19 protein-coding genes are annotated in these 19739 nt (G+C 74.5%); 10 read left to right on the top strand and 9 right to left on the bottom strand.

Translation table 11 applies throughout. The annotated features are described in order from the left end of the window. The 9 genes from ABZ570_RS29680 to ABZ570_RS29640 all read left to right on the top strand — a co-directional run. A partial coding sequence (locus ABZ570_RS29680) for a DegT/DnrJ/EryC1/StrS family aminotransferase (protein ID WP_358070747.1) occupies nt 1–950 on the top strand: 950 nt, incomplete at its 5' end. After that, complete coding sequence (locus tag ABZ570_RS29675) at nt 947–2125, top strand: MFS transporter (protein ID WP_358070745.1); 1179 nt, start codon at nt 947–949, stop codon at nt 2123–2125. The genes ABZ570_RS29680 and ABZ570_RS29675, both read left to right, overlap by 4 nt. 73 nt (nt 2126–2198) lie before the next feature. Continuing rightward, a complete protein-coding gene (locus ABZ570_RS29670) occupies nt 2199–3167 on the top strand; it encodes a sulfotransferase domain-containing protein (RefSeq protein WP_358070743.1) in 969 nt (322 codons plus the stop codon). Nucleotides 3168–3172: 5 nt separating this feature from the next. Next, the gene (locus ABZ570_RS29665) at nt 3173–4003 is read left to right on the top strand and encodes an SDR family oxidoreductase (protein ID WP_358070741.1); all 831 of its coding nucleotides are present in this window, start codon (nt 3173–3175) and stop codon (nt 4001–4003) included. 34 nt (nt 4004–4037) lie between these two features. Further along, complete coding sequence (locus ABZ570_RS29660) at nt 4038–4877, top strand: methyltransferase domain-containing protein (protein ID WP_358070739.1); 840 nt, start codon at nt 4038–4040, stop codon at nt 4875–4877. 18 nt (nt 4878–4895) lie between these two features. Further along, complete coding sequence (locus ABZ570_RS29655; RefSeq protein WP_358070737.1) at nt 4896–5771, top strand: family 3 encapsulin nanocompartment shell protein; 876 nt, start codon at nt 4896–4898, stop codon at nt 5769–5771. 12 nt (nt 5772–5783) lie between these two features. Beyond that, nucleotides 5784–7067 carry an FAD-dependent oxidoreductase gene (locus tag ABZ570_RS29650; protein WP_358070735.1) on the top strand — a complete coding sequence of 428 codons (1284 nt, stop codon included), beginning with the start codon at nt 5784–5786 and terminating at the stop codon, nt 7065–7067. Next, the gene (locus tag ABZ570_RS29645) at nt 7064–7759 is read left to right on the top strand and encodes an aspartate/glutamate racemase family protein (protein ID WP_358070733.1); all 696 of its coding nucleotides are present in this window, start codon (nt 7064–7066) and stop codon (nt 7757–7759) included. The genes ABZ570_RS29650 and ABZ570_RS29645 overlap by 4 nt, the downstream gene beginning before the upstream one ends. A 23-nt stretch (nt 7760–7782) precedes the next feature. After that, nucleotides 7783–8817 carry a nitronate monooxygenase gene (locus tag ABZ570_RS29640; RefSeq protein ID WP_358070731.1) on the top strand — a complete coding sequence of 345 codons (1035 nt, stop codon included), beginning with the start codon at nt 7783–7785 and terminating at the stop codon, nt 8815–8817. A 136-nt stretch (nt 8818–8953) separates the two neighbouring features. Here ABZ570_RS29640 and ABZ570_RS29635 read toward each other — a convergent pair whose 3' ends face one another. The 8 genes from ABZ570_RS29635 to ABZ570_RS29600 form a co-directional block, all read right to left on the bottom strand. Next, entirely contained in the window at nt 8954–9379 is a 426-nt protein-coding gene (locus ABZ570_RS29635; protein ID WP_358070729.1) for a glutaredoxin domain-containing protein, read from the bottom strand. A gap of 52 nt (nt 9380–9431) precedes the next feature. Continuing rightward, nucleotides 9432–10088, bottom strand: coding sequence for a DUF4253 domain-containing protein (locus tag ABZ570_RS29630; protein ID WP_358070727.1), 657 nt, complete (start codon nt 10086–10088; stop codon nt 9432–9434). 189 nt (nt 10089–10277) lie between these two features. Further along, nucleotides 10278–11507 carry an MFS transporter gene (locus tag ABZ570_RS29625; RefSeq protein WP_358070725.1) on the bottom strand — a complete coding sequence of 410 codons (1230 nt, stop codon included), beginning with the start codon at nt 11505–11507 and terminating at the stop codon, nt 10278–10280. Nucleotides 11508–11580: 73 nt separating this feature from the next. Beyond that, nucleotides 11581–12063 carry a hypothetical protein gene (locus ABZ570_RS29620; protein WP_358070723.1) on the bottom strand — a complete coding sequence of 161 codons (483 nt, stop codon included), beginning with the start codon at nt 12061–12063 and terminating at the stop codon, nt 11581–11583. Nucleotides 12064–12154: 91 nt separating this feature from the next. Further along, nucleotides 12155–13663, bottom strand: a complete 1509-nt coding sequence (locus ABZ570_RS29615; RefSeq protein WP_358070721.1) for an FtsX-like permease family protein — start codon at nt 13661–13663, stop codon at nt 12155–12157. Continuing rightward, nucleotides 13660–14391, bottom strand: coding sequence for an ABC transporter ATP-binding protein (locus ABZ570_RS29610; RefSeq protein WP_358070719.1), 732 nt, complete (start codon nt 14389–14391; stop codon nt 13660–13662). Before ABZ570_RS29610 ends, ABZ570_RS29615 begins: the two co-directional genes overlap by 4 nt. Beyond that, on the bottom strand, nt 14388–14930 hold the full coding sequence (locus ABZ570_RS29605; protein WP_358070717.1) for a helix-turn-helix transcriptional regulator: 543 nt from the start codon (nt 14928–14930) through the stop codon (nt 14388–14390). The genes ABZ570_RS29610 and ABZ570_RS29605 overlap by 4 nt, the downstream gene beginning before the upstream one ends. 79 nt (nt 14931–15009) lie before the next feature. Next, nucleotides 15010–17805 (bottom strand): FAD-binding and (Fe-S)-binding domain-containing protein, encoded by a 2796-nt coding sequence (locus tag ABZ570_RS29600; protein ID WP_358070715.1) that lies wholly within the window; start codon nt 17803–17805, stop codon nt 15010–15012. 182 nt (nt 17806–17987) lie between these two features. On the opposite strand from ABZ570_RS29600, the gene ABZ570_RS29595 reads away from it, so the two are divergent. Beyond that, on the top strand, nt 17988–18854 hold the full coding sequence (locus ABZ570_RS29595) for a S1 family peptidase (protein WP_358070713.1): 867 nt from the start codon (nt 17988–17990) through the stop codon (nt 18852–18854). 63 nt (nt 18855–18917) lie between these two features. Here the strand turns inward: ABZ570_RS29595 and ABZ570_RS29590 are convergent. Further along, nucleotides 18918–19739: ABC-2 family transporter protein (locus ABZ570_RS29590; RefSeq protein ID WP_358070711.1), on the bottom strand; the 822-nt coding region annotated here is incomplete at its 5' end.

Raw genomic sequence — 19739 nt, 5'->3', positions numbered from 1 at the left:
GCCCCGGATTCACTTTCGTCGCCACCCCCAGCGCCATTGTCATGGCCGGCTGCCGACCATTTCTGGTCGAGGTGGACGACGACCTGCGGATGGACCTCGACGACCTGCGCCGCCGGTGGCGGCCGGACATCCGGGCCATCGTGGTGGTGCACATGCGCGGGTTCGCCGCCGACGTCGAGGCGCTCGCGGCGTTCGCCGCCGAGATGCGGGTACCGCTGATCGAGGACGCCGTACCCGCCCTCGGGGCGGAACTCAACGGCCGCAAGCTGGGCACCTTCGGCATCGCCGGGGCCTTCAGCACGCAGTCCGACAAGGCGCTCAACTGCGGCGAGGGCGGCTTCCTGGTCACCGACGACAGCACCCTGTTCGCCCGCGCGGTCGCCCTGTCCGGAGCGTACGAGGGCCGGTTGCGCCGGCACTTCGCCGGCGCCGAACCCCCGCTCAGCGGCCTCGACCTGCCCCTGCTCAGCCTGCGCATGGACGAGATCCGCGCCGCCCTGCTGCGCGCCGAACTCACCCGGCTGCCCCAGCGGCTGGCCCTGTTCCACCGCAACTACGCCCACGTCGCCACCGCCCTGGCCGGCCTGCCCGGCATCGCTGTCCGCCGGCCGGTCGCGCCCGGCGCGTACCTCGGGGAGGCGTTCGTGTTCCGGGTGCCCGGCGGCGACGCCGGCTGGTTCGCCCGGGCGCTGCGCGCGGAGGGCTTCGACGCGCGCAACGTCGGCGCCGACGACGACCTCAACGTGCGCGCCTTCTGGAACTGGCGGTTCCTCTACGACACCCCCGACCCCGGTCAGATCCGGGCCCTGCTGCCGCGCACCGCGCGGCTGCTGGCCGAGACCGTCGACGTGCCGCTGTCGTCCAACCTCACCCTCGACGACTGCGACGACCTGATCCGGGCGGTCCGCAAGGTCGCCGCCGGCCGCGCCGCCCCGCTGGCCCGGCCATGACCAGCGCGGACACCCGGGACGCCACCCTCCCGCGGCTGGCCCTGGTCGGCGTCTTCGGCGGTCTCTTCACCGGCTACCTCGGCCTCACCGCGGTGATCCCGGTCCTCCCCGCCTTCCTGCGCGACCGGCACCACGCCGGGGACCTCGTGGTCGGGCTGGTGGTCACCGTGACCGCGGTGACCGCACTGCTCGTCCGCCCGGTCGCCGGCGCCCTCGCCGACCGGTACGGCCACCGCACCGTCATGCTGGTCGGCGCGCTCGTGCTGGCCGCCGGCGGCCTGCTCTACCTGGCCCCGTTGGGCGTGCCCGCGCTGGTGGCCGTCCGGCTACTGCTCGGCGCCGGCGAGGCCGCGCTGTTCACCGCCGGAGCGGTGTGGACCGTCCACCTCGCCCCCCACCACCGGCGCGGCCAGCTCATCGGTCTGTACGGGGTCAGCATGTGGGGCGGCATCTCCGCCGGCACCTTCCTCGGCGCCACCGTCCAGCAGTTCGGATACCCGGCGGTCTGGGCGCTCGCCGCCGCCGCGCCACTGCTCGCCGCCGCCCTGGTCGCCCTCGTGCCCGCGCCGGCCCGGACCGCCCCCTCCAGCGGGGGCGGCGGCCTGCTGCTGCGGCCGGCGCTGGCACCCGGCGTCGCGCTCACCCTCGGCTCCGCCGGGTACGCCGGCCTGGCCGCGTTCGTCGTGCTGCACCTGGACGCCCGGGGCGTCGGCCACGGCGTGGTGGTGCTGAGCTGCTTCAGCGCCGTCTACGCCGGCACCCGGCTGGTCATCGGTCACCTGCCCGACCGGCTCGGCCCCCGGCGGGTGGCCGCCTGGTGCGGCGTCGGCGAGGCGATCGGCCTGCTGGTCATCGCGGTCGCGCCGAACCTGCCGGTCGCCGTGGCCGGCAGCCTCGTCATGGGGGTCGGGTTCTCCCTGCTGCACCCGTCCCTGGCACTGATGGTGATGAACCGCGCCGACCCGGCCCGACAGGGCGCGGCCATCGGGGCGTACACCTCGTTCTGGGATCTGGGCCTGGCGGTGTGGGGGCCGGTCACCGGCCTGGTCGCCGCCGGCCTCGGCTACCCGGCGGTCTTCGCCGCCGCCGCGGCCTGCGCGCTGGTGGCGGCGGTCATGGCGCTGCGCATCGGCCACCCCGCCCCGGCACCCGCCACGGAGGTACGCACCGCATGAGCGAGCGCAGCGAGCGAATCATCAGGCGCGGTGTGGGGCCTCATGCGACCGCCGAGCGAAGCGAGGTGACCGCATGAGCGAGCGCCTGGCTGTCGTCTGTGTCACCGGCTGGTGCCGCAACGGCAGCACCATCATCGGCAACGTCCTCGGCGAGGTGCCCGGTTTCCTGCACGTCGGCGAGCTGCACTTCCTGTGGAAGAACGCCACGGGCCGCGGCGTGAACGACCGCTGCGGTTGCGGCAACCCGCTGACCCGCTGCCCGCTGTGGTCGGAGATCCTGCGCATCGGCCTGCCGCCGGGCGGCTCACTCGACGCGCACGCCGCCACCGTCATCCACCGCCAGCGCACCCGGGTCCGCACCCGGCACACCTGGCGGGTGCTGCGGCGCGGCGCGTACGACGCGGACACCCGGGCGCACGCGGCGCTGATGGGCGCGGTCTACCGGGGCGTGGCCGAACGGACCGGGGCGCGGGTGATCGTGGACAGCACCAAGATCCCCGGTGAGGCGGCACTGCTGCCGCACGTCCCCGGCGTCACCCCGTACTGGCTGCACCTGGTGCGCGACCCCCGGGCCGTGGCCCACTCGTGGCGGGAGCCGAAGGAGTACGTCTACGCGATGTCGGCGGCGCGCAGCACCGCGTACTGGCACGGCTTCAACCTCGCCTCGGCGGCGATCACCCGCCGGCACCCGCGGCGGTCGCTGTTCCTGCGCTACGAGGAGTTCGCCGCCGACCCGGCCGGCACCGTCGACGCGCTGCTGCGGTTCGTCGGCGCCGACCCGGCCGGCAACCCGGTCCGCGACCGCACCGTCGCGCTGCGCCAGAACCACACGGTGACCGGCAACCCGGACCGGTTCCGTACCGGCCCCACCCGTATCCGGGATTCGGACGACGCCTGGCGGCACACGCTGACCCGCCGCCAGCGGCTGGCCGCCACGGCGCTGGCCTGGCCGCTGTTCACCCGCTACGGGTACCGGAACGGCGCGCCGTCCGGCGCGACCTCACGACAGGACGACGGCGCACCGGCCGGGACGGAGAGGTAGGCGACGTGGATCTCGGACTCAAGGGACGGGTGGTGGTCGTCGCGGGCGGCACCAGCGGCATCGGGCTGGCCTGTGCGAGGGAGTTCGCCGCCGAGGGCGCGCACGTGGCGGTCTGCGGCCGGGACCCGGACCGGCTGGCCGCCGCGGAACGCGAACTCGCGCCGGTCGCCACCGGCCGGGTGAGCACCGCCCGGGTGGACCTGACCGACACCGCGGCCGCCGCGCGCTGGGTCGACGGGGTCGCCGCCGACCTGGGCGGCCTGCACGTGCTGCTGGTCAGCGGCGGCAGCCCGCCGGTCGGCACGGCCACCGCGTTCGGGCCGGACGACTACCGGGCCGCCGTCGACCGGGTGCTGCTGCCGGCGGTCGGGCTGGCCCTGGCCGCGCTGCCGCACCTGCGCACCGCCGGTTGGGGGCGGCTGCTGTTCGTCGCCTCCGAGACCGCCTGCGCCCCGATCCCGCCGCTGGCGCTCTCCGGGGTCACCCGGGCCGCGCTGGTCCGCTTCGCCCAGGGTCTCGCCGTCGACGTCGGCCGCGACGGCATCACGGTCAACGTGCTCGCCCCCGGCGGCGTACGCACCCCGCCGATGGAACGGGCCGCGGCCCGGCTGGCCGGTGAGCACGGCGACGTGGCGGCGCGGCTGCGCGCCATGGGCCACCACAGCGCGCTGGGGCGGCTGGCCCGCCCCGAGGAGGTCGCCGCCGTGGCCGCCTTCCTGGCCAGTGAACGGGCGTCGTACGTGACCGCCGGCGTGCACCTGATCGACGGTGGCGCCGGCGCCACCGGACCCGACCTGCCGCACCTCACCGGAGTCCGCCGGGACACCTACGCCTGACCCCGCCGACCACCGTCGCCCGAAGGAGCGCCTCATGTCCACGACCAGCCCGTTCACCGAGCGGGACGTCTCCGAGTTCTTCGACCGGACCACGCGGACGTACCTCAGCTTCTGGGACAGCGAGGGCGTGCTGCACACCGGCTACTTCGCCGACGACGCGGACAGCGACTACCCCGCGGCGGCCGACCGTACCTCCGACGTCCTGGCCGCCGACGCCCGCATCGACGCCACGGCGAACGTCCTCGATGTCGGCTGCGGCTGCGGCAACTTCCTGCTGCGCCTCGCGGAGCGGACCGGCTGCCGGGGCGAGGGCCTGGACCTGAGCATCGAGCGGGTCCGCTTCGCCCAGGGCCGGCTCGCCGAGCGCGGCGACGGACTGCGGTTGGCGTTCCGGCACGGCTCGGCCACCGCCCTGCCGTACGCCGACGGCACGTTCACCCATGTGGTCAGCCAGGACGCGCTGTTCCTGGTGCCCGAGAAGCCGCGCAGTCACGCCGAGCTGCTCCGGGTGCTCGTCCCCGGCGGGGTGCTGGCCTTCTCCGACTTCCTGCAGCCGAAGCCGGAGATCGGCGACGCGGCCCGCCGGCACGTCTACGACCGGGTGCGCTGGAACAGCGGCTACTCCCTCGACGGCTACCGCCGGGCCCTCGAGGCGGCCGGCTTCGTCGACGTCACGGCGCGCAGCCTCGACGCGCACCTCCGGCAGACGTACCGGGTGCTGGGGCGCACCGCCCGGGAGCGGGCCGCCGGCACCGACGACGAGGCGGCGCGGACCTGGATCCGCGACTTCGCCGACTCCTGCGACGAGATCCAGGCCGCGATCGATCGGGGCGAGTTCGGCTGGGGCATGTTCGTCGCCCGCAGGCCGGCCTGAGGGAAGGGGAAGCGACCCGTGCAGCGCACCGACATCGTCAAGCGGACCATCGCCGAGGTGGTCGCCGAACGGAAGACCCAGATGTCGCCCGGCGGACTCTTCGTCGAGGCGTTCGCCAAGGACGGATTCGACACCCGCGTCGACTACGACGTCACCATCACCGACTCGCTGACCAGTTCCCGCCGCAAGCCCCGCTACCCGTCGCGGAACATGCTCAAGGTGGTGGACCTGTCCCGGGAGCCGCAGGAGCACTACTGGCACGAGAGCCCACCCCGCCCGGGCGACCCGACGGTGGCGGGCGCGGACCTACGGCGGGAGGCGGCCAACCACTTCCACCGCTCCCCCATCCCGCCGCTGCTCACCACCACCGCCTGGGTGCAGGTGCCGGACACCCTCTGGGACGACCCGGTCAGCTTCGAACAGTTCATCAACTACCGCCTCGTGGTACGCCTGGCCACCGCCGAGAACCACACCATCCTGCGCGGCGAGGGCGGACTGCTCACCATGCCGGACATCGGCCGGCTCACCGACCCGGGGCCGTTCGCGTCCACCATCCTGGCGGCCTGCAACGAGGTCGAGCAGATGGGCAGCACCGCCGACGGGCTGATCATCAACCCGGCCGACTACTACCGGCTGCTGGGCGACGGGCGCCTGATGCGCGACGTCGAGGAGAACGGCGTCTTCATCGTCCGGACCCGGCTGGTCGACCCGGGTACCGCCATCGTCGGAGACTTCGGCCACGGCGCGCTGCTCTTCGACGCCGGGAAGTCCACCATCCGGTTCGCCGAGCCGCCGCCGGGCACCTTCGCCGAACCGGGCGTGGCGCTCCGCGCCGACATCTGGGAGCGGGTCGTGGTCAACCTGCCCACCTGCTTCTTCGTCGTCACCCTCTGACCGGCGGCAGCGATGGCCACGACGCCCGCCCGGCACGACCCCGACGTCCTGGTCATCGGCGCGGGCGTCGTCGGCCTCTTCTGCGCCTGGTTCCTGCGCCAGGCCGGGCACACCGTCACCGTGGTGGACCGCCACGAGGTCGGCGACCCGGCCGCCTGCTCGGCCGGAAACACCGGCTTCGTCGGCACCCAGGGCTCCGCGCCCCTCGCGGAGCCGGGCGTGGTGGCGAAGGGGCTGTGGTGGCTGCTCGACCCGCGGAGCCCGTTCCACGTCCGGCCGCGCCCGGACCCCGGGCTGCTGGCCTGGCTGTGGCACTTCCGGCGGCACTGCACGGAGCGGCACGCGCGCGCCGGGTTCGAGGTGCTGCTCGCGCTCAAGCAGCGCAGCCTGGCCATCCTCCGCGAGGTCTGCGCCACCGGGGACCTCACCGACACCCTCACCGCGCGTGGCATGGTGCTCGCCTGCCGGACCGAGCAGGGGTACGCGCAGGCGCGTCGCACCATCCCGGCCGCGGTGGAGCGCGGGGTGCCGCTGCGCGAGCTCGACCCGGCGGAACTGGCCCAGCTGGAACCCGGGGTGGACTTCACCATCGCCGGGGCGCTGCTCAACGAGGAGGGTGCCGCCCTGCGCATCCCCGCCTTCCTGATCGGGTTCGCCCGCCTGCTGCGCGAGCGGGGCGTGGAGATCCTCACCGGCACCGAGGTCCGCGACTTCGAGGTGACCGGCCGGCGGGTACGCGCCGTCCGGACCAGCCGCGGCGAGCTGCGCCCGACCGAGGTGGTGATCGCCGCCGGGGTGTGGTCCGCGGCCTGCGCCCGCGCGCTCGGCGTCGGGCTGATGTTGCAACCCGCCAAGGGCTACACCGTCACCCTCCCCGCCGGGCCGGGTGCCCCCCGCCTGCCGATGCTGCTCAGCGAGGGCAAGGTGGCGGTGATGCCGCTGGGCGACCGGATCCGGGTCGGCGGCACCCTGGAGCTGTCCGGCCTCGACAGCTCGGTGTCGCCGCGCCGGGTCGACGGGATCCTGCGCACCGTGCGGTCGTACCTGCCGGGCCTGGACACCGGGCGACGGCTGCACGTGTGGAGCGGGTTACGCCCCTGCACCCCGGACAGCCTGCCCCTGATCGGCCGGGCCGGGACGTACCGCAACGTCAGCGTGGCGACCGGGCACGGGCACATCGGGATGGGGCTGGCGCCCGCCGGCGGCCGGTTGCTCGCCCAACTCCTCGACGGGGGACCGCCCGACCTGCCGCTGGAGACGTTCGCCCCGGACCGCTTCACGAGGAAAAGCCGATGAGCGACGACGCCCCGATCGGAGTGCTCTGCCTCCAGACCAGCTTCGACAAGATCCCCGGGCACATCCGCAACCCGGCCACCTTCGACTTCCCCGTCGTCTACCGGGTGGTCGAGGGCGCCACCCCGCAGCGGCTGGTCCGCGAGGCCGATCCGGCCCTGCTGGAACCGTTCGTCGCCGCCGCCCGGGACCTGCAGGCCGCCGGCGTCGCCGGCATCACCGGGGCCTGCGGCTTCCTCGTGCTCTTCCAGGCCGAACTGGCTGCCGCCGTCGACGTTCCGCTGTGGTCGTCCAGCCTCATCCAACTGCCGATGGTGCACCGGATGGTCGACCGGACCGTCGGGCTGCTGGTCGCCGACGAGACGGCGCTGAGCCCTCGGCACCTCGCCGCGATCGGTGCCGGGGACGTGCCGGTCGCGGTCACCGGCATGGCCGAGCAGCCGGAGTTCCGCGAGGTGATGCTGGAGGGCCGCCGCGACCGGCTCGACGTCGACCGGCTCGCCGCCGAGGTGGACGCCCGGGTGGACGCCCTCGCCCGGGCCCACCCGGAGCTGGGCGCGCTGCTGATCGAGTGCACCGACCTGGTGCCGTTCGCGCACCGGATCCAGGCCCGGCTCGGCGTGCCGGTGTTCGACATCGTCACCCTCACCCGGATGCTGCACGCCAGCCTCACCCGCCACCCGTACGGGCGGTGAGCCCGGTCAGGCAGACTGGGTCCGTGGACAGGCGACGCGAGGAACTGCTCGGGGTGGACGTGCCGGTGGTCGCGGCACCGATGGGCGGCGGGCCCACCACGACCGGGCTGGCGGCGGCGGTCGGCTCGGCCGGCGCGTTCGCGTTCCTCGCCGCCGGCTACAAGACCCCGGAGGCGACGGCGGACGAGATCGCCGGCGCGCGGGCCAGCGGCCGGCCGTTCGGCGTGAACGTCTTCGTGCCCACCCCGGTGCCCGTCGACGAGACGGAGTTCCGCCGGTACGCGACTCGGATCGCCCCGGAGGGCGCGCCGTACGGGCTGGACCTGGCGGCAGCCGCCCGCGTCGAGGACGACGACCACTGGGCCGCCAAGATCGACCTGCTCGTCCGCGACCCGGTGCCGGTGGTCAGCTTCACCTTCGGCCTCCCGCCCGCCGCCGTCGTACGGGACCTGCGGCGGGCCGGCAGCCGGGTGCTGGTGACGGTCACCGACCCGGCGGAGGCCGGGGCCGCCGCCGACCTGGGGGTGGACGGGCTGGTCGCGCAGAGCGCGGAGGCCGGCGGCCACTTCGGCACCTTCACCCCGGACCGTCCGCCGCCCGCCCGTCCGCTGCCCGAGCTGGTCGGCCTCGTCGGCGACCGGACCGGGCTGCCCGTGCTCGCCGCCGGCGGGGTGGCCGGCGGGCAGGACGTCCGGGCCGCCCTCGCGGCCGGCGCGGCCGCCGTCCTGGTCGGCACGCTGCTGCTGCGGGCGGACGAGAGCGGCGCGAGCCGCACCCATCGGGACGCGCTGGCCGACCCCCGCCGGGACCGGACGGTGGTCACCCGCGCGTTCACCGGCCGGCCGGCCCGCGCCCTGCGCAATGGCTTCGTCGACCGTCACGACACCGAGGCGCCGCTGGGCTATCCGGCGCTGCACCACCTGACCCGGCCGCTGCGCACCGCCGCCGCCCGGGCCGGTGACGCCGACCGGCTGCACCTGTGGGCGGGCACCGGCTGGCGCTCCGCCCGGGCCGCCCCGGCCGCCGAGATCATCGCGGAGCTGTCCCGGACGCTGTGACCGGCGCGGAGCCGGCCTGGCCGATGTGGCCGGCCCGGAGCCCGACCAGGACGCGGTGACCGGTGGGGAACTGGCGTTGTGACCGGCGCGGGCGTCGCGCGATCGGAGGCCGGGCCGGTGGCGCCGTGACCGCAGGTCAGGGACGATCCAGCCGCCCCACCAGCCAGGCCGGCTCGGGATTCACCACCGCTTCGCCGCGCGCCACCACCGTCGGAACCGTCTCGTCGCCCCCGGTGATGGCCCGGACCGCGGCCGCTCCGGCCGGGTCACGCCAGATGTCGACCCAGTGGACCTGACCGGCCCGGCCGCCGAGCCGACGCCGCAGCCGCAGGCAGTACCGGCAGCCCGGCCGCCAGTACACGATCGGCCGGCCGTCCCGCGCGCTGCGTTCCTGTGCCTGCGCGGCGGTCAGCGACCTTGGGAACACCAGCGGCGAGAGCAGGAAGGCCAGCGCCACGAAGATGAGCAACTCGACGACGGCGACCGGCGGATAGTGCGCCTTTGCCGCCACGAGCAACCCGCATGCCAGCACGACGCCCGCCAACCACCAGCTCCGCAACACGTCGCCGAATGCTACGCCTACGGCCGTCTCCTCCCCGCGCCGATCTGCTGGGTCAGTCCCACCAGAAGGACCAGCAGTTCAGGCCGAGGAGCTGCTCGGCGTAGGCGGTGAGCGTGCCGGCGCCCTGCCAGACGTTGTCGGGGCAGAAGGCGAAGTGCTCGGCGGCGACCCGCAGGGCGTGGCGGGGCGTGGCGGGTGGTGCGGCGACGCTGAGGTGCAGGGTGTCGAACCCGACGCCGACGACGCGGGCGCCGAACCGCTCCTCCCAACTCCGTACGACGGCGGCGATCTCGCCGGTGTCGTGGTAGTTGGCCGGGCCGGACCAGCCCGTCACCGCCAGGGCGTCCGCACCGCGGGGCGCCGCCACCAGGCCGAGTCGCACGGATGAGTCTCCGAGGAACTCCGCGTACCGGTCGGCGAAGTGGGCGGCGGGCCCCGCAGAGTCTCCGGGCTCGGCCAGCCCGGGCCAGGTCCGCCGGAACGGGGCCGTGACCGCCACACGGTCGACCGACGACAGCATGTCGTCATCGTCGTCGGTGCCGGTGCTGGCGTCCCACCACCGGGCCAGCAGCTCCGCCGCGTCGTGCTGATCCGGCGACGACGTGCTGGCCGGATACACCTCGCCGTCGGCCCAGGGTCGGCTCTCCTCGGCGGACAACCCGCTCAGCAGCAGCGGCCACAGCCCGGTTTCCCGGTGCCGGGACCGCATCCGGACCCACACCTCGGGGCCGACCGGGGCATCGCTCAACCAGTACGGCGGCGGCCCGCCGTCCTCCGGCTCCACGGTGCGGCGGGCGGCAGGGCCCCCGGCGCAAGGGAGTCGAGCAGCCGGGTCAGCTTCGCGGTCATGGCCGGAGCCTAGGGAGCCGGTACGACAGAGCCGGCGTGCAGACGGCGGTCACCGCATAGGGGCCGACATCGGAGCTGTCGTTCCCGCCGGCTCCGCGACCGCGCCGGCAGCGGGCGAGGCCCCCGGCGTCCGGGCCTGCAGGCGGTACGCGACGGCGGCCGCCGCGAGGCAGAGCGTCGCCGCGATGACGAACGGCGGCCGCCCGCCGAGGTGCACGGCGGCCGATCCGAGCGGAATGGCCAGCGCGATGGGCGCGAACATCGCGGTGTTCGCGGTGGCGGACACCCGCCCGAGCAGGTGCTCCGGGGTGCGCGTCTGGACGGCGGTGACGGCCGAGACCAGGGCGAACATCAACCCGATGCCGGCCAGCACGGAGGCCGCGACGTTCGCCGGCCACCACGGCGGGCAGCGCAGCAGGCAGGCGGCGGCGTAGCCGACCGTCCCGACCACCGCCACCGCGGTCGGCCCGCGCCGGGCGATGATCCGGCCGGCGACCAGGCCGGCCGCCAGCGAGCCCGCTCCCTGGGCGCTGACCAGCACCCCGAGGGACGCCGAGGGCAGCCGCAGGTCGACGGTGACGACCTGGAAGAGCGCGGCGGTGGTGAAGCCGGACATGGCGATCGCCACCGCCGCCAGCGCGACGCTGAGGTGGATCGCCGGCTCGCGCCCAAGCACGGCGAGCCCGGCCCGCAGGCCCCGCTCCCGCCCGGGCGGCGGCCCGCTCGGCGCCTCCGTGAAGCGCACCGCAAGGTAGAGGACCGCGACCAGGACGGGGATGGCGGCGCTGACCACGGCGACGAGGTGCCCACCCTGCCAGGCGTACAGGCCGGCGCCGGCCAGTGGGGCGACGAGCTTCGTCCCCTCCTGGGCGCTGCCCCGCCAGCCGTTCACGTCGCCGAGGCGGTCCGGGTCCAGCGCCCGGGGCAGCAACGCCGACTCGCCGGCCTCGATGAGAACATAGCTGACGCCGTAGGCGAGGGAGACCGCGAAGAGGATCCACGCGTCGTCGGCCGCCCGTACGGCGAGGAGGCCGAGCAGCGTGGCGGCTAGGACCAGGTTCACCGTGACGACGACGGCGAGCCGGGGCAGCCGGTCGAGGGCGCCACCCAGCCAGGGGCCGGCCAGTTGCGGCGCGAAGACGCAGAGGCCGGCCACGGCCGCGAGGCCGGCGGACCCGGTCAGGTCCAGCAGCCAGATGCCGCTGACCAGGGACATCGTCGTACTGCCGAAGCCGGACAGCAGAGAGATGGCCACGAACAGGGCCGCGTTTCGTCGCATGGGCTCCCCCGGATGACTGGTGGAAACCCATGCTCAAACTTGAGCCGGATGGCGGCAAGGTTTACCGGGCCTGTCAACGTAGCGTTGACAGGCCAAGATGGAGGGCTGCGGCAGCCGCCCGCACGGCTGGGGGAAGCCGGGCCGGGTCGACCTCTGCCAGGTCGGCGGCGGCGTGGGCGGCCAGGTCGTGCAGCGAACCGGGCGGGGCCAGCAGCGCGGCGGCGAGCGTGCCGCGGACCAGTTGGGCGCGCGGGAACCGGGACGCCCAGTTCCGGTCGTCGAGGATCCACCGGTGCAGCTCGGTCACCGCCAGCCGGAGGTCGGCCAGGGGCGGCGCACAGTCGCGGTCGGCGTCCAGGCGCCGGGCCCGGGCGGCGGCGACGAGGCGTTGCCGCCGCTGCTCGGCGGCCTGTCGGCTGGCCAGGCCGAGTGCGATGGCGATCTCCGCCCAGGTGACGCCCTGCTGGCGGGCCCGCTCGATGAGGGTGAGTTCCCGGTCGTCCAGCTGGGCCCGGGCCGAGGCCAGCTCCGCCAGCTCCCGCAGCTCACCCGTCACCCGGTCACCCGCAGCCGCACGACGCGAATCCTAGTTCGAGCCGCGCCCGCCTGACGGTGATGAGGCGTTGGGCAAAGGTGCAGCGGCACGGTCAGTCCGCGCGCAGTTCGGACGGGTCGGTGCTGGAGCGTTGCAGGAGGATGCTCGCCGCGACCACGAGGAGGATCACGAGGAGCGCCGCGGCGGCGAGGGCCGCGACGTCGCCCCACGGCAGCGGCACGGCAAAGGTCAGCGTGACCCCCTGGTAGCTGGTGTGCAGGGTGCGCAACGCCGGGTCGGCACATTGCGCCGCCGTCCCGGTGCAGACCTCCTGGAAGTCGTGGCTCGAACCGGCGCTCGCGGTGGCGGTGAAGGAGCGCACCGCCATCAGCCCGTACAGGCAGGCCAGCGCAATGCCGGGCACGGCCGGTATCAGCACCCGCCAGCACATGGACCGGGCGAGCACGGCGCGCGGGGTGCCGGCCGCGACGAGCGCGGCGAGGGTACGGCGCCGAGCCACGCCCGACTCGACCAGCGCCACCAGCAGCGCGAGTGCGGCCAGGACGAGCAGGCCGAGCAGCACCATGTTGACGATGTCGTAGATGTCGGCACGGAACGCGGCGGTGCCGCTCGGATCCCACGAGGGGTTGGCGGCGGCCCGGACGGCGACATTGGTGACCAGCCAGGAGTGCAGCATCATCGCGCCGGCCCCGAACGCGGTGGTGACCAGGATGACGGTGTACGTGCGGCTGCCGTCGTACGGGTCGGCGAGGGTCTGGCGAGCGGCGATCAGCGCACTGGGGCGCCGGGTCAGTCGCAGCAGCAGGCGTGCGCTGACGTGCCCGATCCACGCGGTGCCGAGCATCAGGCCGAGCATCAGCAGCACCGCGCAGGCGAGTATCGCGACCATCCACAACAGTTCCTTGTTGTCGCCGAATCCACCCTGCTTGACGAAATCCGAGCGGGACAACGCATCCAGTGCCGCGAACCCGGCCAGGCCGGCCAGGCCGAGCAGTCCGGGCCAGGCGCGTACCCGCTGGCGTCGCGACTGGCGCAGCAGGCCGAAGGGCGTGATCGCGACGCGGCGCAGCAGCAGGACGGCCAGGGCCGTGGCCAGCAACGGAACGCCGAGCGCGATGGCGACGATCATCGGCAGTGCGGGCAGGACGTCGGTCGGCAGCGGGCGGGCGCCGTCGATGTCCGGCTGGTCGAGGAGCGCGCGACCGGCGAGGTAGGCGGCGGTGCCCGCCAGCGCGCCGATCGACGCGGCGAGGCCCGTTTCCACGGCGGCTACCCACACCACCTGTGTCGGGGACGCTCCGGCGAGCCGGAACGCCGCCAGCCGCCGGTTGCGGCCGGGCGCGCCCAGCCGGGCACACTGCGCCAGGAAGAACATCGCCGGCACGGTGAAGAGCATCATCGCCGTGGCGAGGTTGGTCAGCACGGTTTCGCTGGTGAACATGCGACTGCTGTACCGGCCACCGGGCTGGATCGACACGACGGTCGCCCAGCACAGCAGCACCAGCACCGCCACGGCCGCGCCGAGGGTGGTGATGGTGACGCGGGCCCGGTCGGCCCGGGTGCCGGCGAAGGCCAACCGCAGCATGCCTTCGGGCCTCACCGCACGGCTCCGCTGATGGTGATCCGGCCATCGGTCTCCACCTGGCCGTCCCGCATGGTGATCTCACGGTCAGCGTACGCGGCCACCTGGACGTCATGTGTCACCAGCAGCACCGTGGTGCCCTGTTCGCGGGCGAGCCGGATGAGTACGGTGAGGACCTGCTCGCTGGCGAGGCTGTCCAGCGCTCCGGTCGGCTCGTCGGCGAAGAGCACCTCGGGGCGGGTCACCAGCGCGCGGGCGAGCGCGACGCGCTGCTGCTGGCCGCCGGACATCTCACCGGGATGTTTGTGGGCCAGTTCGCCGATGCCGAGTTGGTCCAGCCACCGGCGAGCGGCCGCTGCCGCGTCGCGGTACCGGGCGCCGCCGAACTGGAGCGGCAGGGCGACGTTCTCGATCGTGGTCAGCTCCGGCACCACCTGGCCGAACTGGAAGAGCACCCCGAACGCGGTACGGCGCAGCCGGGAACGGAAGTGCTCGCTCTCGGCAGCGATGTCGCGGTGCTGGAACCGCACCTGCCCGCTGTCCGGGCGCAGGATGCCGGACAGGCAGTGCAGCAGGGTGGACTTGCCGCAGCCGCTCGGGCCGGTGACTGCGACGATCTCCCCACGGCCGACCTCAAGGGACACGTCGCGCAGCGCATGGGTGGGCCCGTACGCCTTGCTGATGTTGCGCGCCTCGATCAGCGGGCCGCTGTTGCCGGGTGCGACGTCGAATGGTTGGGCGGTCATGCCAGCACCTCCGCGCGGATCGCCGTGATGCGTTCGAGGGTGGTGGCCATCCAGCGCATGTCGGCGTCGAGATGTTTCAGCAGGTAGTCGGCGGCGGCCAGCTCGGACAGTGGCGCCTTGCCGTCCGTCTTGACCTTGGTGAGCTGGCGCATCTGCTCGAGGTGGCTGGCCCGCTGGGCGGCCAGCAGCGCCCGGGCGGCAGTCTCGTCTGGCGTGGCCAGCAACGCGATGAGCACTTTGACGAACAGCGGCGCAGACACGTGTGGGCTTGGCGGCACGGGCTGCGCCAACCAGGCCATCAGCTCGGATCGACCGTCGTCGGTGAGCCGGTAGGCCACCCGCTCGGGTCCGGCCCCCCGCTCGTACGCCGCTTCGGCGATGTGGCCGACGCGCAGCATGCGCGCCAGCGCCGTATACATCTGGCCGAAGGCGAGCGGGCGGACTCCGGCGAGCCGGCGGTCGTACTCGCGCTTGAGCTCGTATCCGTGCCTGGTCCCCTGTTGGGCGAGGATCCCGAGCAGTGCATGTGAGGCTGTCACGGCGGTCACTATTCCCTATGGGAATAGTGGTGGTCAACAACTCCGATCCGTGTCGGACGGTTCGGTCCTCTTGAGCCGGTCAGGCGGTGGCGTCGGCCAGCAGTTCGAGCAGGTGACGGTACTGCTGGCCGGTCGCCCGGGCCATCCCGATCTCGCAGGTCCGGTTCACCGAGGCGTACCCGTCGAAGGGGCGCGCGGCGACCGAATCGGCCTCCGCGCGGGTGGCCGAGGCGGTCAGCTCTGGGTGCAGCAGACCCCGGTCCCCGGCGAAGCCGCAACACTGCCAGCCGTCGGGCACCACCACCTCGTCGGCGACCGCCCGGGCCACGGCGAGCAGCGCCGCGTCCAGCCCCAACCGGGTGGAGGAGCAGGTCGGGTGCAGGGCGAGCGAGCCCAGCCGACGCCGGACGGTGAGCCGGGGCAGCAGCTCCGTCGCCGCGTACGCGACCGCGTCGACCACCCGTAGCCCACCGGCGTCGGCGAGCAGCTTGGCGAAGCCCTCGGTGCAGGAGGCGGCGTCGCTGACCACGGGCAGCGCACCGTCCCGGCTGGCCGCCCGCAGCGCCGCCGGCACCCGGTCCCGCATCCGCTCGTAGCCGGCCGTGAGGCCCTTGGACGACCAGGGAGTGCCGCAGCACATGCCCGCCACCCCGTCGGGCACGAGCAGGCGTACGCCGGCCCGCTCGGCGAGGGTGAGCAGCGCGGCGGCCACCCCCGATCCGCCCTCGGCCGGCGCGAACAGCGTGCCCAGGCAGGACGGCACGAAGACAGCGTCCGGATCGTCCACCGGGCGGGGGCGGCGCACCTCGCCACCCCGGGGCAGGTCCCGCCGCCACTGCGGCACCCGCTCCGCGCCGAGCACCGCCCGGGCCGCCCGGGTGGCCGCCTCGGGCAGCGCGGGCGGCAGCGCCCCGGCCAGGTCCAGGCCGCGCCCCATGCCCCGGGTGGCCGCGCCCCACCGGTTGGCCGCCGCGCGCCAGCCGGCCTGCGTGACCCCACCGTTCCGCTCGGTACGCAGCCGCCTCACCAGGTCACCCGTGTTGATCAGCACGGGGCAGGCGGTGGCACACATGCCGTCCACCGCGCAGGTGTCCACCGCGTCGTAGCCGTACGCGTCCTCCAGCTCCCCGGCCAGCGCCAGGTCGCCGGCGGCGCGGGCGGCGGCGATCTCCCGGCGCAGCACGATCCGCTGCCGGGGCGTGGTGGTCAGGTCCCGGCTGGGGCAGACCGGTTCGCAGTAGCCGCACTCGACGCAGCGGTCCACCTCCGGCTCGACCGTGGGCACCGTCTTCAGGTGCCGCATGTGCACGTCGGGGTCGTCGCTGAGCAGCACCCCCGGGTTGAGCACCCCGTCGGGGTCGCAGAGCGTCTTCAGCTCGCGCATCACCGCGTACAACTCGTCGCCGAACTGGCGGCGCACGTAGGGAGCCATCACCCGGCCGGTGCCGTGCTCGGCCTTGAGCGTGCCGCCGTGGCCGAGCACCAGGTCGACCATCTCCTCGGTGAAGTCGGCGTACCGCGCCGGGGCCTCACCGCCGGAGAACCGCTCGTTGAGCATGAAGTGCAGGTTGCCGTCCTTGGCGTGGCCGAAGATCACGCTCTGCTCGTACCGGTGCCGGGCGAACAGGTCGGCGAGCGCGGCGCAGGTGTCGGCGAGCGCGCCCACCGGGACGGCGATGTCCTCCAGCAGGGCGGTGGTGCCCGACGGACGCGCGCCGGCGACGGCCGCGTACAGGCCCTTGCGGATGTGCCAGAGTGCGGCGCGGGCCGCCGCCTCGCCGCTGAGCCGGGCCGGGGCGGTCAGCGGCAGCCCGGCGAGGACCGGCCGGGCCGCCACCACCCGCGCGGCGAGCGCGTCCGGGTCGGACTCCTGCCACTCCACCAGCAGCGCGGCGTGCTCGCGCACCACGAGGCCACGCAGCGCGGCGTCCGCCTGGGGGTCGAGCTGGGCGACCCGCAGCGCGGCGGCGTCGAGCAGCTCGATCGCCGCCGGCCCGGCGGCGACGAGGGCCGGCATGGCCGCCATCGCCGCGGCCAGGGTGTCGAAGACCAGCAGGCCGGTCGCGGCGTGCCGGTGCGCCGGTACGGTGTGGAAGGTCGCCGCCGCCACGAAGGCGAGGGTGCCCTCGCTGCCCACCACGAGGCGGGTGAGCAGGTCGGCGGGCGTGTCGTGGTCGAGGAACGCGTTCACGCCGTAGCCCATGGTGTTCTTCATGGCGTACTGGGCGCGGACCCGGCGCACCGAGTCGGGGTTGCCGCGCACCCGGTCGCGCAGCCGCAGCAGGCCGGCGTGCAGCTCCGGCTCCGTGGCCCGCAGCCGGGCGTCGGCGTCGGGGGCGCCGGTGTCCAGCACGGTGCCGCTGGGCAGCACCAGCAGCAGCGACTCCAGCGTCCGGTAGGTGTTGAACTCGGTGCCGCAGGTCATCCCGCTCGAGTTGTTGGCCACCACGCCACCGATGGTGCAGGCGGACTCGCTGGCCGGATCCGGGCCGAGCCGCCGGCCGTACGGCGCGAGCCGGTTGTTCACCTGCCGCAGCACCACGCCCGGCTGCACCCGCACCCGGCGGCCCTCGTCGAGCACCTCGAGGTCACGGAAGTGTCGGCGGGTGTCGACCAGGAGCTGGTCGGTGACGGCCTGACCGCTGAGGCTGGTGCCACCTGAGCGGAAGGTCAGCGGGGTGCCGGCGCGGCGGCTGTGGTGCAGCAGCGCGGCGACCTGCTCGGCGTCGGCCGGGGTGACCACCGCGGCGGGGTGCAGCAGGTAGTGGGAGGCGTCGTGGGCCAGCCGCAGCCGGTCGGCCGCCCGGGTACGCACGCCGCCCGGAACCGCCGCCGCCAGCCCGGCCAGCGCGGCCCCGTCCAGCTCCGACCCCATCGGCGCACCTCCCCGCCCACACCCTAACCAGCGCCCGGCCACCCGGCACCGCCCCCTTGCCCGCGCATCGATCCGGGTAGATACTCGCCGCTAGAGGTTCGCCGAGGTCACCCCGATCCACTCCCCGGCGACGGCACACGGCCGCTGACGCAACCGGCGGCCCTCCCGTGCTAGGAGGAGACGTGTCAATCCCCCGAAATCGACTCACCTCGCTGCTCGCCGCGACCGTCGGCCTGGTCGCCGCCGGTGCGTTCACCGTCCCGGGAGCCGCCGCGGCCGCCCCACCGAGCTTCACCGCCGACCAGCTCGCCCGGGCCGACGCCGCCGTACAGGCCTCCGGCGTCGAGGGCATCGCCTGGCACCTGGACACCGCCTCCGGCCGGGTCGTGGTGACCGCCGACGAGACCGTCTCCACCGCCGAGGTCGCCAGGATCAAGAAGGCCGCCGGGGCCGAGGCGGGTGCGATCCGGGTCGACCGGGCGCGCGGCACCTTCCGCCCGCTGCTGTCGGCCGGCAACGCCATCTACGGCGGCGGCTACCGCTGCTCGCTCGGCTTCAACGTGGTCAAGGGCAGCACCTACTACTTCCTCACCGCCGGGCACTGCGGCAACGTCGCCAACACCTGGTACACCGACTCCGGCCTGAGGACCCTCATCGGCCCCACCACCGGCTCCAGCTTCCCCGGCAACGACTACGCCCTGGTCCGCTACGACAACACGTCGCTGAGCCACCCCGGTGGCTACACCGCCGCGAACGCCTTCGTCGGCGAGTCGGTCAAGCGCACCGGGTCGACCACCGGCACGCACAGCGGCACGGTGACCGCCCTGAACGTCTCGGTCCGCTACGTCGGCCAGGGCGGCGGCACCGTGAAGGGCATGATCCAGACCACCGTCTGCGCCGAGCCGGGCGACTCCGGCGGCCCGCTCTACGACGGCACGAAGGCGCTCGGCATCACCTCCGGCGGCAGCGGTGACTGCAGGTCCGGCGGCACCACCTTCTACCAGCCCGTCCCGGAGGCGGCCAGCGCGTACGGCGTGACCGTCTACTGACCTCTCCGACCCGTACCGGGGACCCGTCGCCTGCCGCGGCGCGGGTCCCCCGTCGCCGTCTGGTCAGCCGCTGGCGCCGGAGTAGGAGCGCAGCGAACGCCGCCAGGCCATCGTGGCCAGCACGACCGCGCCGGCCGCCACCACCGGGGCAAGCAGCAGCAGGTGCGCGTCGAGCCGGCCCAGCAGCGCCGCGGCGGGATACGTGGTGAGGAACGCCACCGGCACCACAGTCAGCACGGCCTGCACCGGGTTGCGGTACAGCTCCACCGGGAAGCGGGACAGCTCGACGAAGGCGTACGACACCCGGCCGAGCTCGTCGGCGGCCACCAGCACCACCGCGAGCGCCATCAACAGCACGGTGAGGGCGTATATCAGCAGCACCGCGCAGGCCAGCAGCAGCAGGAACGAGGCGAGCGCGGCCAGCGACACGCCCCGCCCGGACCGGACCACGCCGACGGCGGCCAGGGCCAGGCCGAGCACCGGGTCGAGCAGGTTGTTGACCCGTATCTGCCGCAGGCTCACCAGCAGCTGCGCGTCGAACGGCTTGGTGAGCAGGAAATCGAGGGTCCCCCGGCGCACGTAGTCGGTCATCCGCTCCAGGTTGGGTTGCAGCAGCGCCTGGCGCAGCCCGTTGAGGGTGAAGAACAGTCCGATGACGACCAGCACCTCGGCGTGCGTCCAACCCGCCACCGCGCCGGTGAACCGGAAATAGACTGAGGCGCCGACCGCCGCCCACACCATCCAGAACGTGCTGAGCAGCACGTTGGAGGCGAAGTTGAGCCGGTACTCCATCTCGCCGGCCACCGCCGCGCGCCAGCAGATGCCGAGGACGCGGGCGTGCCGGGTCCAGCCGCTCAACCGGCCACCGCCTGGTAGCGGCGGACG

It is taken from the genome of Micromonospora sp. NPDC007271 (assembly GCF_040634005.1).
In the GTDB taxonomy this organism is placed as follows: domain Bacteria; phylum Actinomycetota; class Actinomycetes; order Mycobacteriales; family Micromonosporaceae; genus Micromonospora.
Note: the sequence above shows the minus strand (reverse complement) of the source record. Positions and strands in the feature narration are given on the sequence as shown.

What these genes read in the sequence shown, in the direction of transcription:
- ABZ570_RS29670 (WP_358070743.1), top strand. Translation starts at nt 2,199, where the DNA reads ATGAGCGAGCGCCTGGCTGTCGTCTGTGTCACCGGCTGGTGCCGCAAC.
- ABZ570_RS29650 (WP_358070735.1), top strand. Translation starts at nt 5,784, where the DNA reads ATGGCCACGACGCCCGCCCGGCACGACCCCGACGTCCTGGTCATCGGC.
- ABZ570_RS29625 (WP_358070725.1), bottom strand. Translation starts at nt 11,507, where the DNA reads ATGCGACGAAACGCGGCCCTGTTCGTGGCCATCTCTCTGCTGTCCGGC.
- ABZ570_RS29600 (WP_358070715.1), bottom strand. Translation starts at nt 17,805, where the DNA reads ATGGGGTCGGAGCTGGACGGGGCCGCGCTGGCCGGGCTGGCGGCGGCG.
- ABZ570_RS29660 (WP_358070739.1), top strand. Translation starts at nt 4,038, where the DNA reads ATGTCCACGACCAGCCCGTTCACCGAGCGGGACGTCTCCGAGTTCTTC.
- ABZ570_RS29645 (WP_358070733.1), top strand. Translation starts at nt 7,064, where the DNA reads ATGAGCGACGACGCCCCGATCGGAGTGCTCTGCCTCCAGACCAGCTTC.
- ABZ570_RS29675 (WP_358070745.1), top strand. Translation starts at nt 947, where the DNA reads ATGACCAGCGCGGACACCCGGGACGCCACCCTCCCGCGGCTGGCCCTG.
- ABZ570_RS29610 (WP_358070719.1), bottom strand. Translation starts at nt 14,391, where the DNA reads ATGACCGCCCAACCATTCGACGTCGCACCCGGCAACAGCGGCCCGCTG.
- ABZ570_RS29630 (WP_358070727.1), bottom strand. Translation starts at nt 10,088, where the DNA reads ATGCGGTCCCGGCACCGGGAAACCGGGCTGTGGCCGCTGCTGCTGAGC.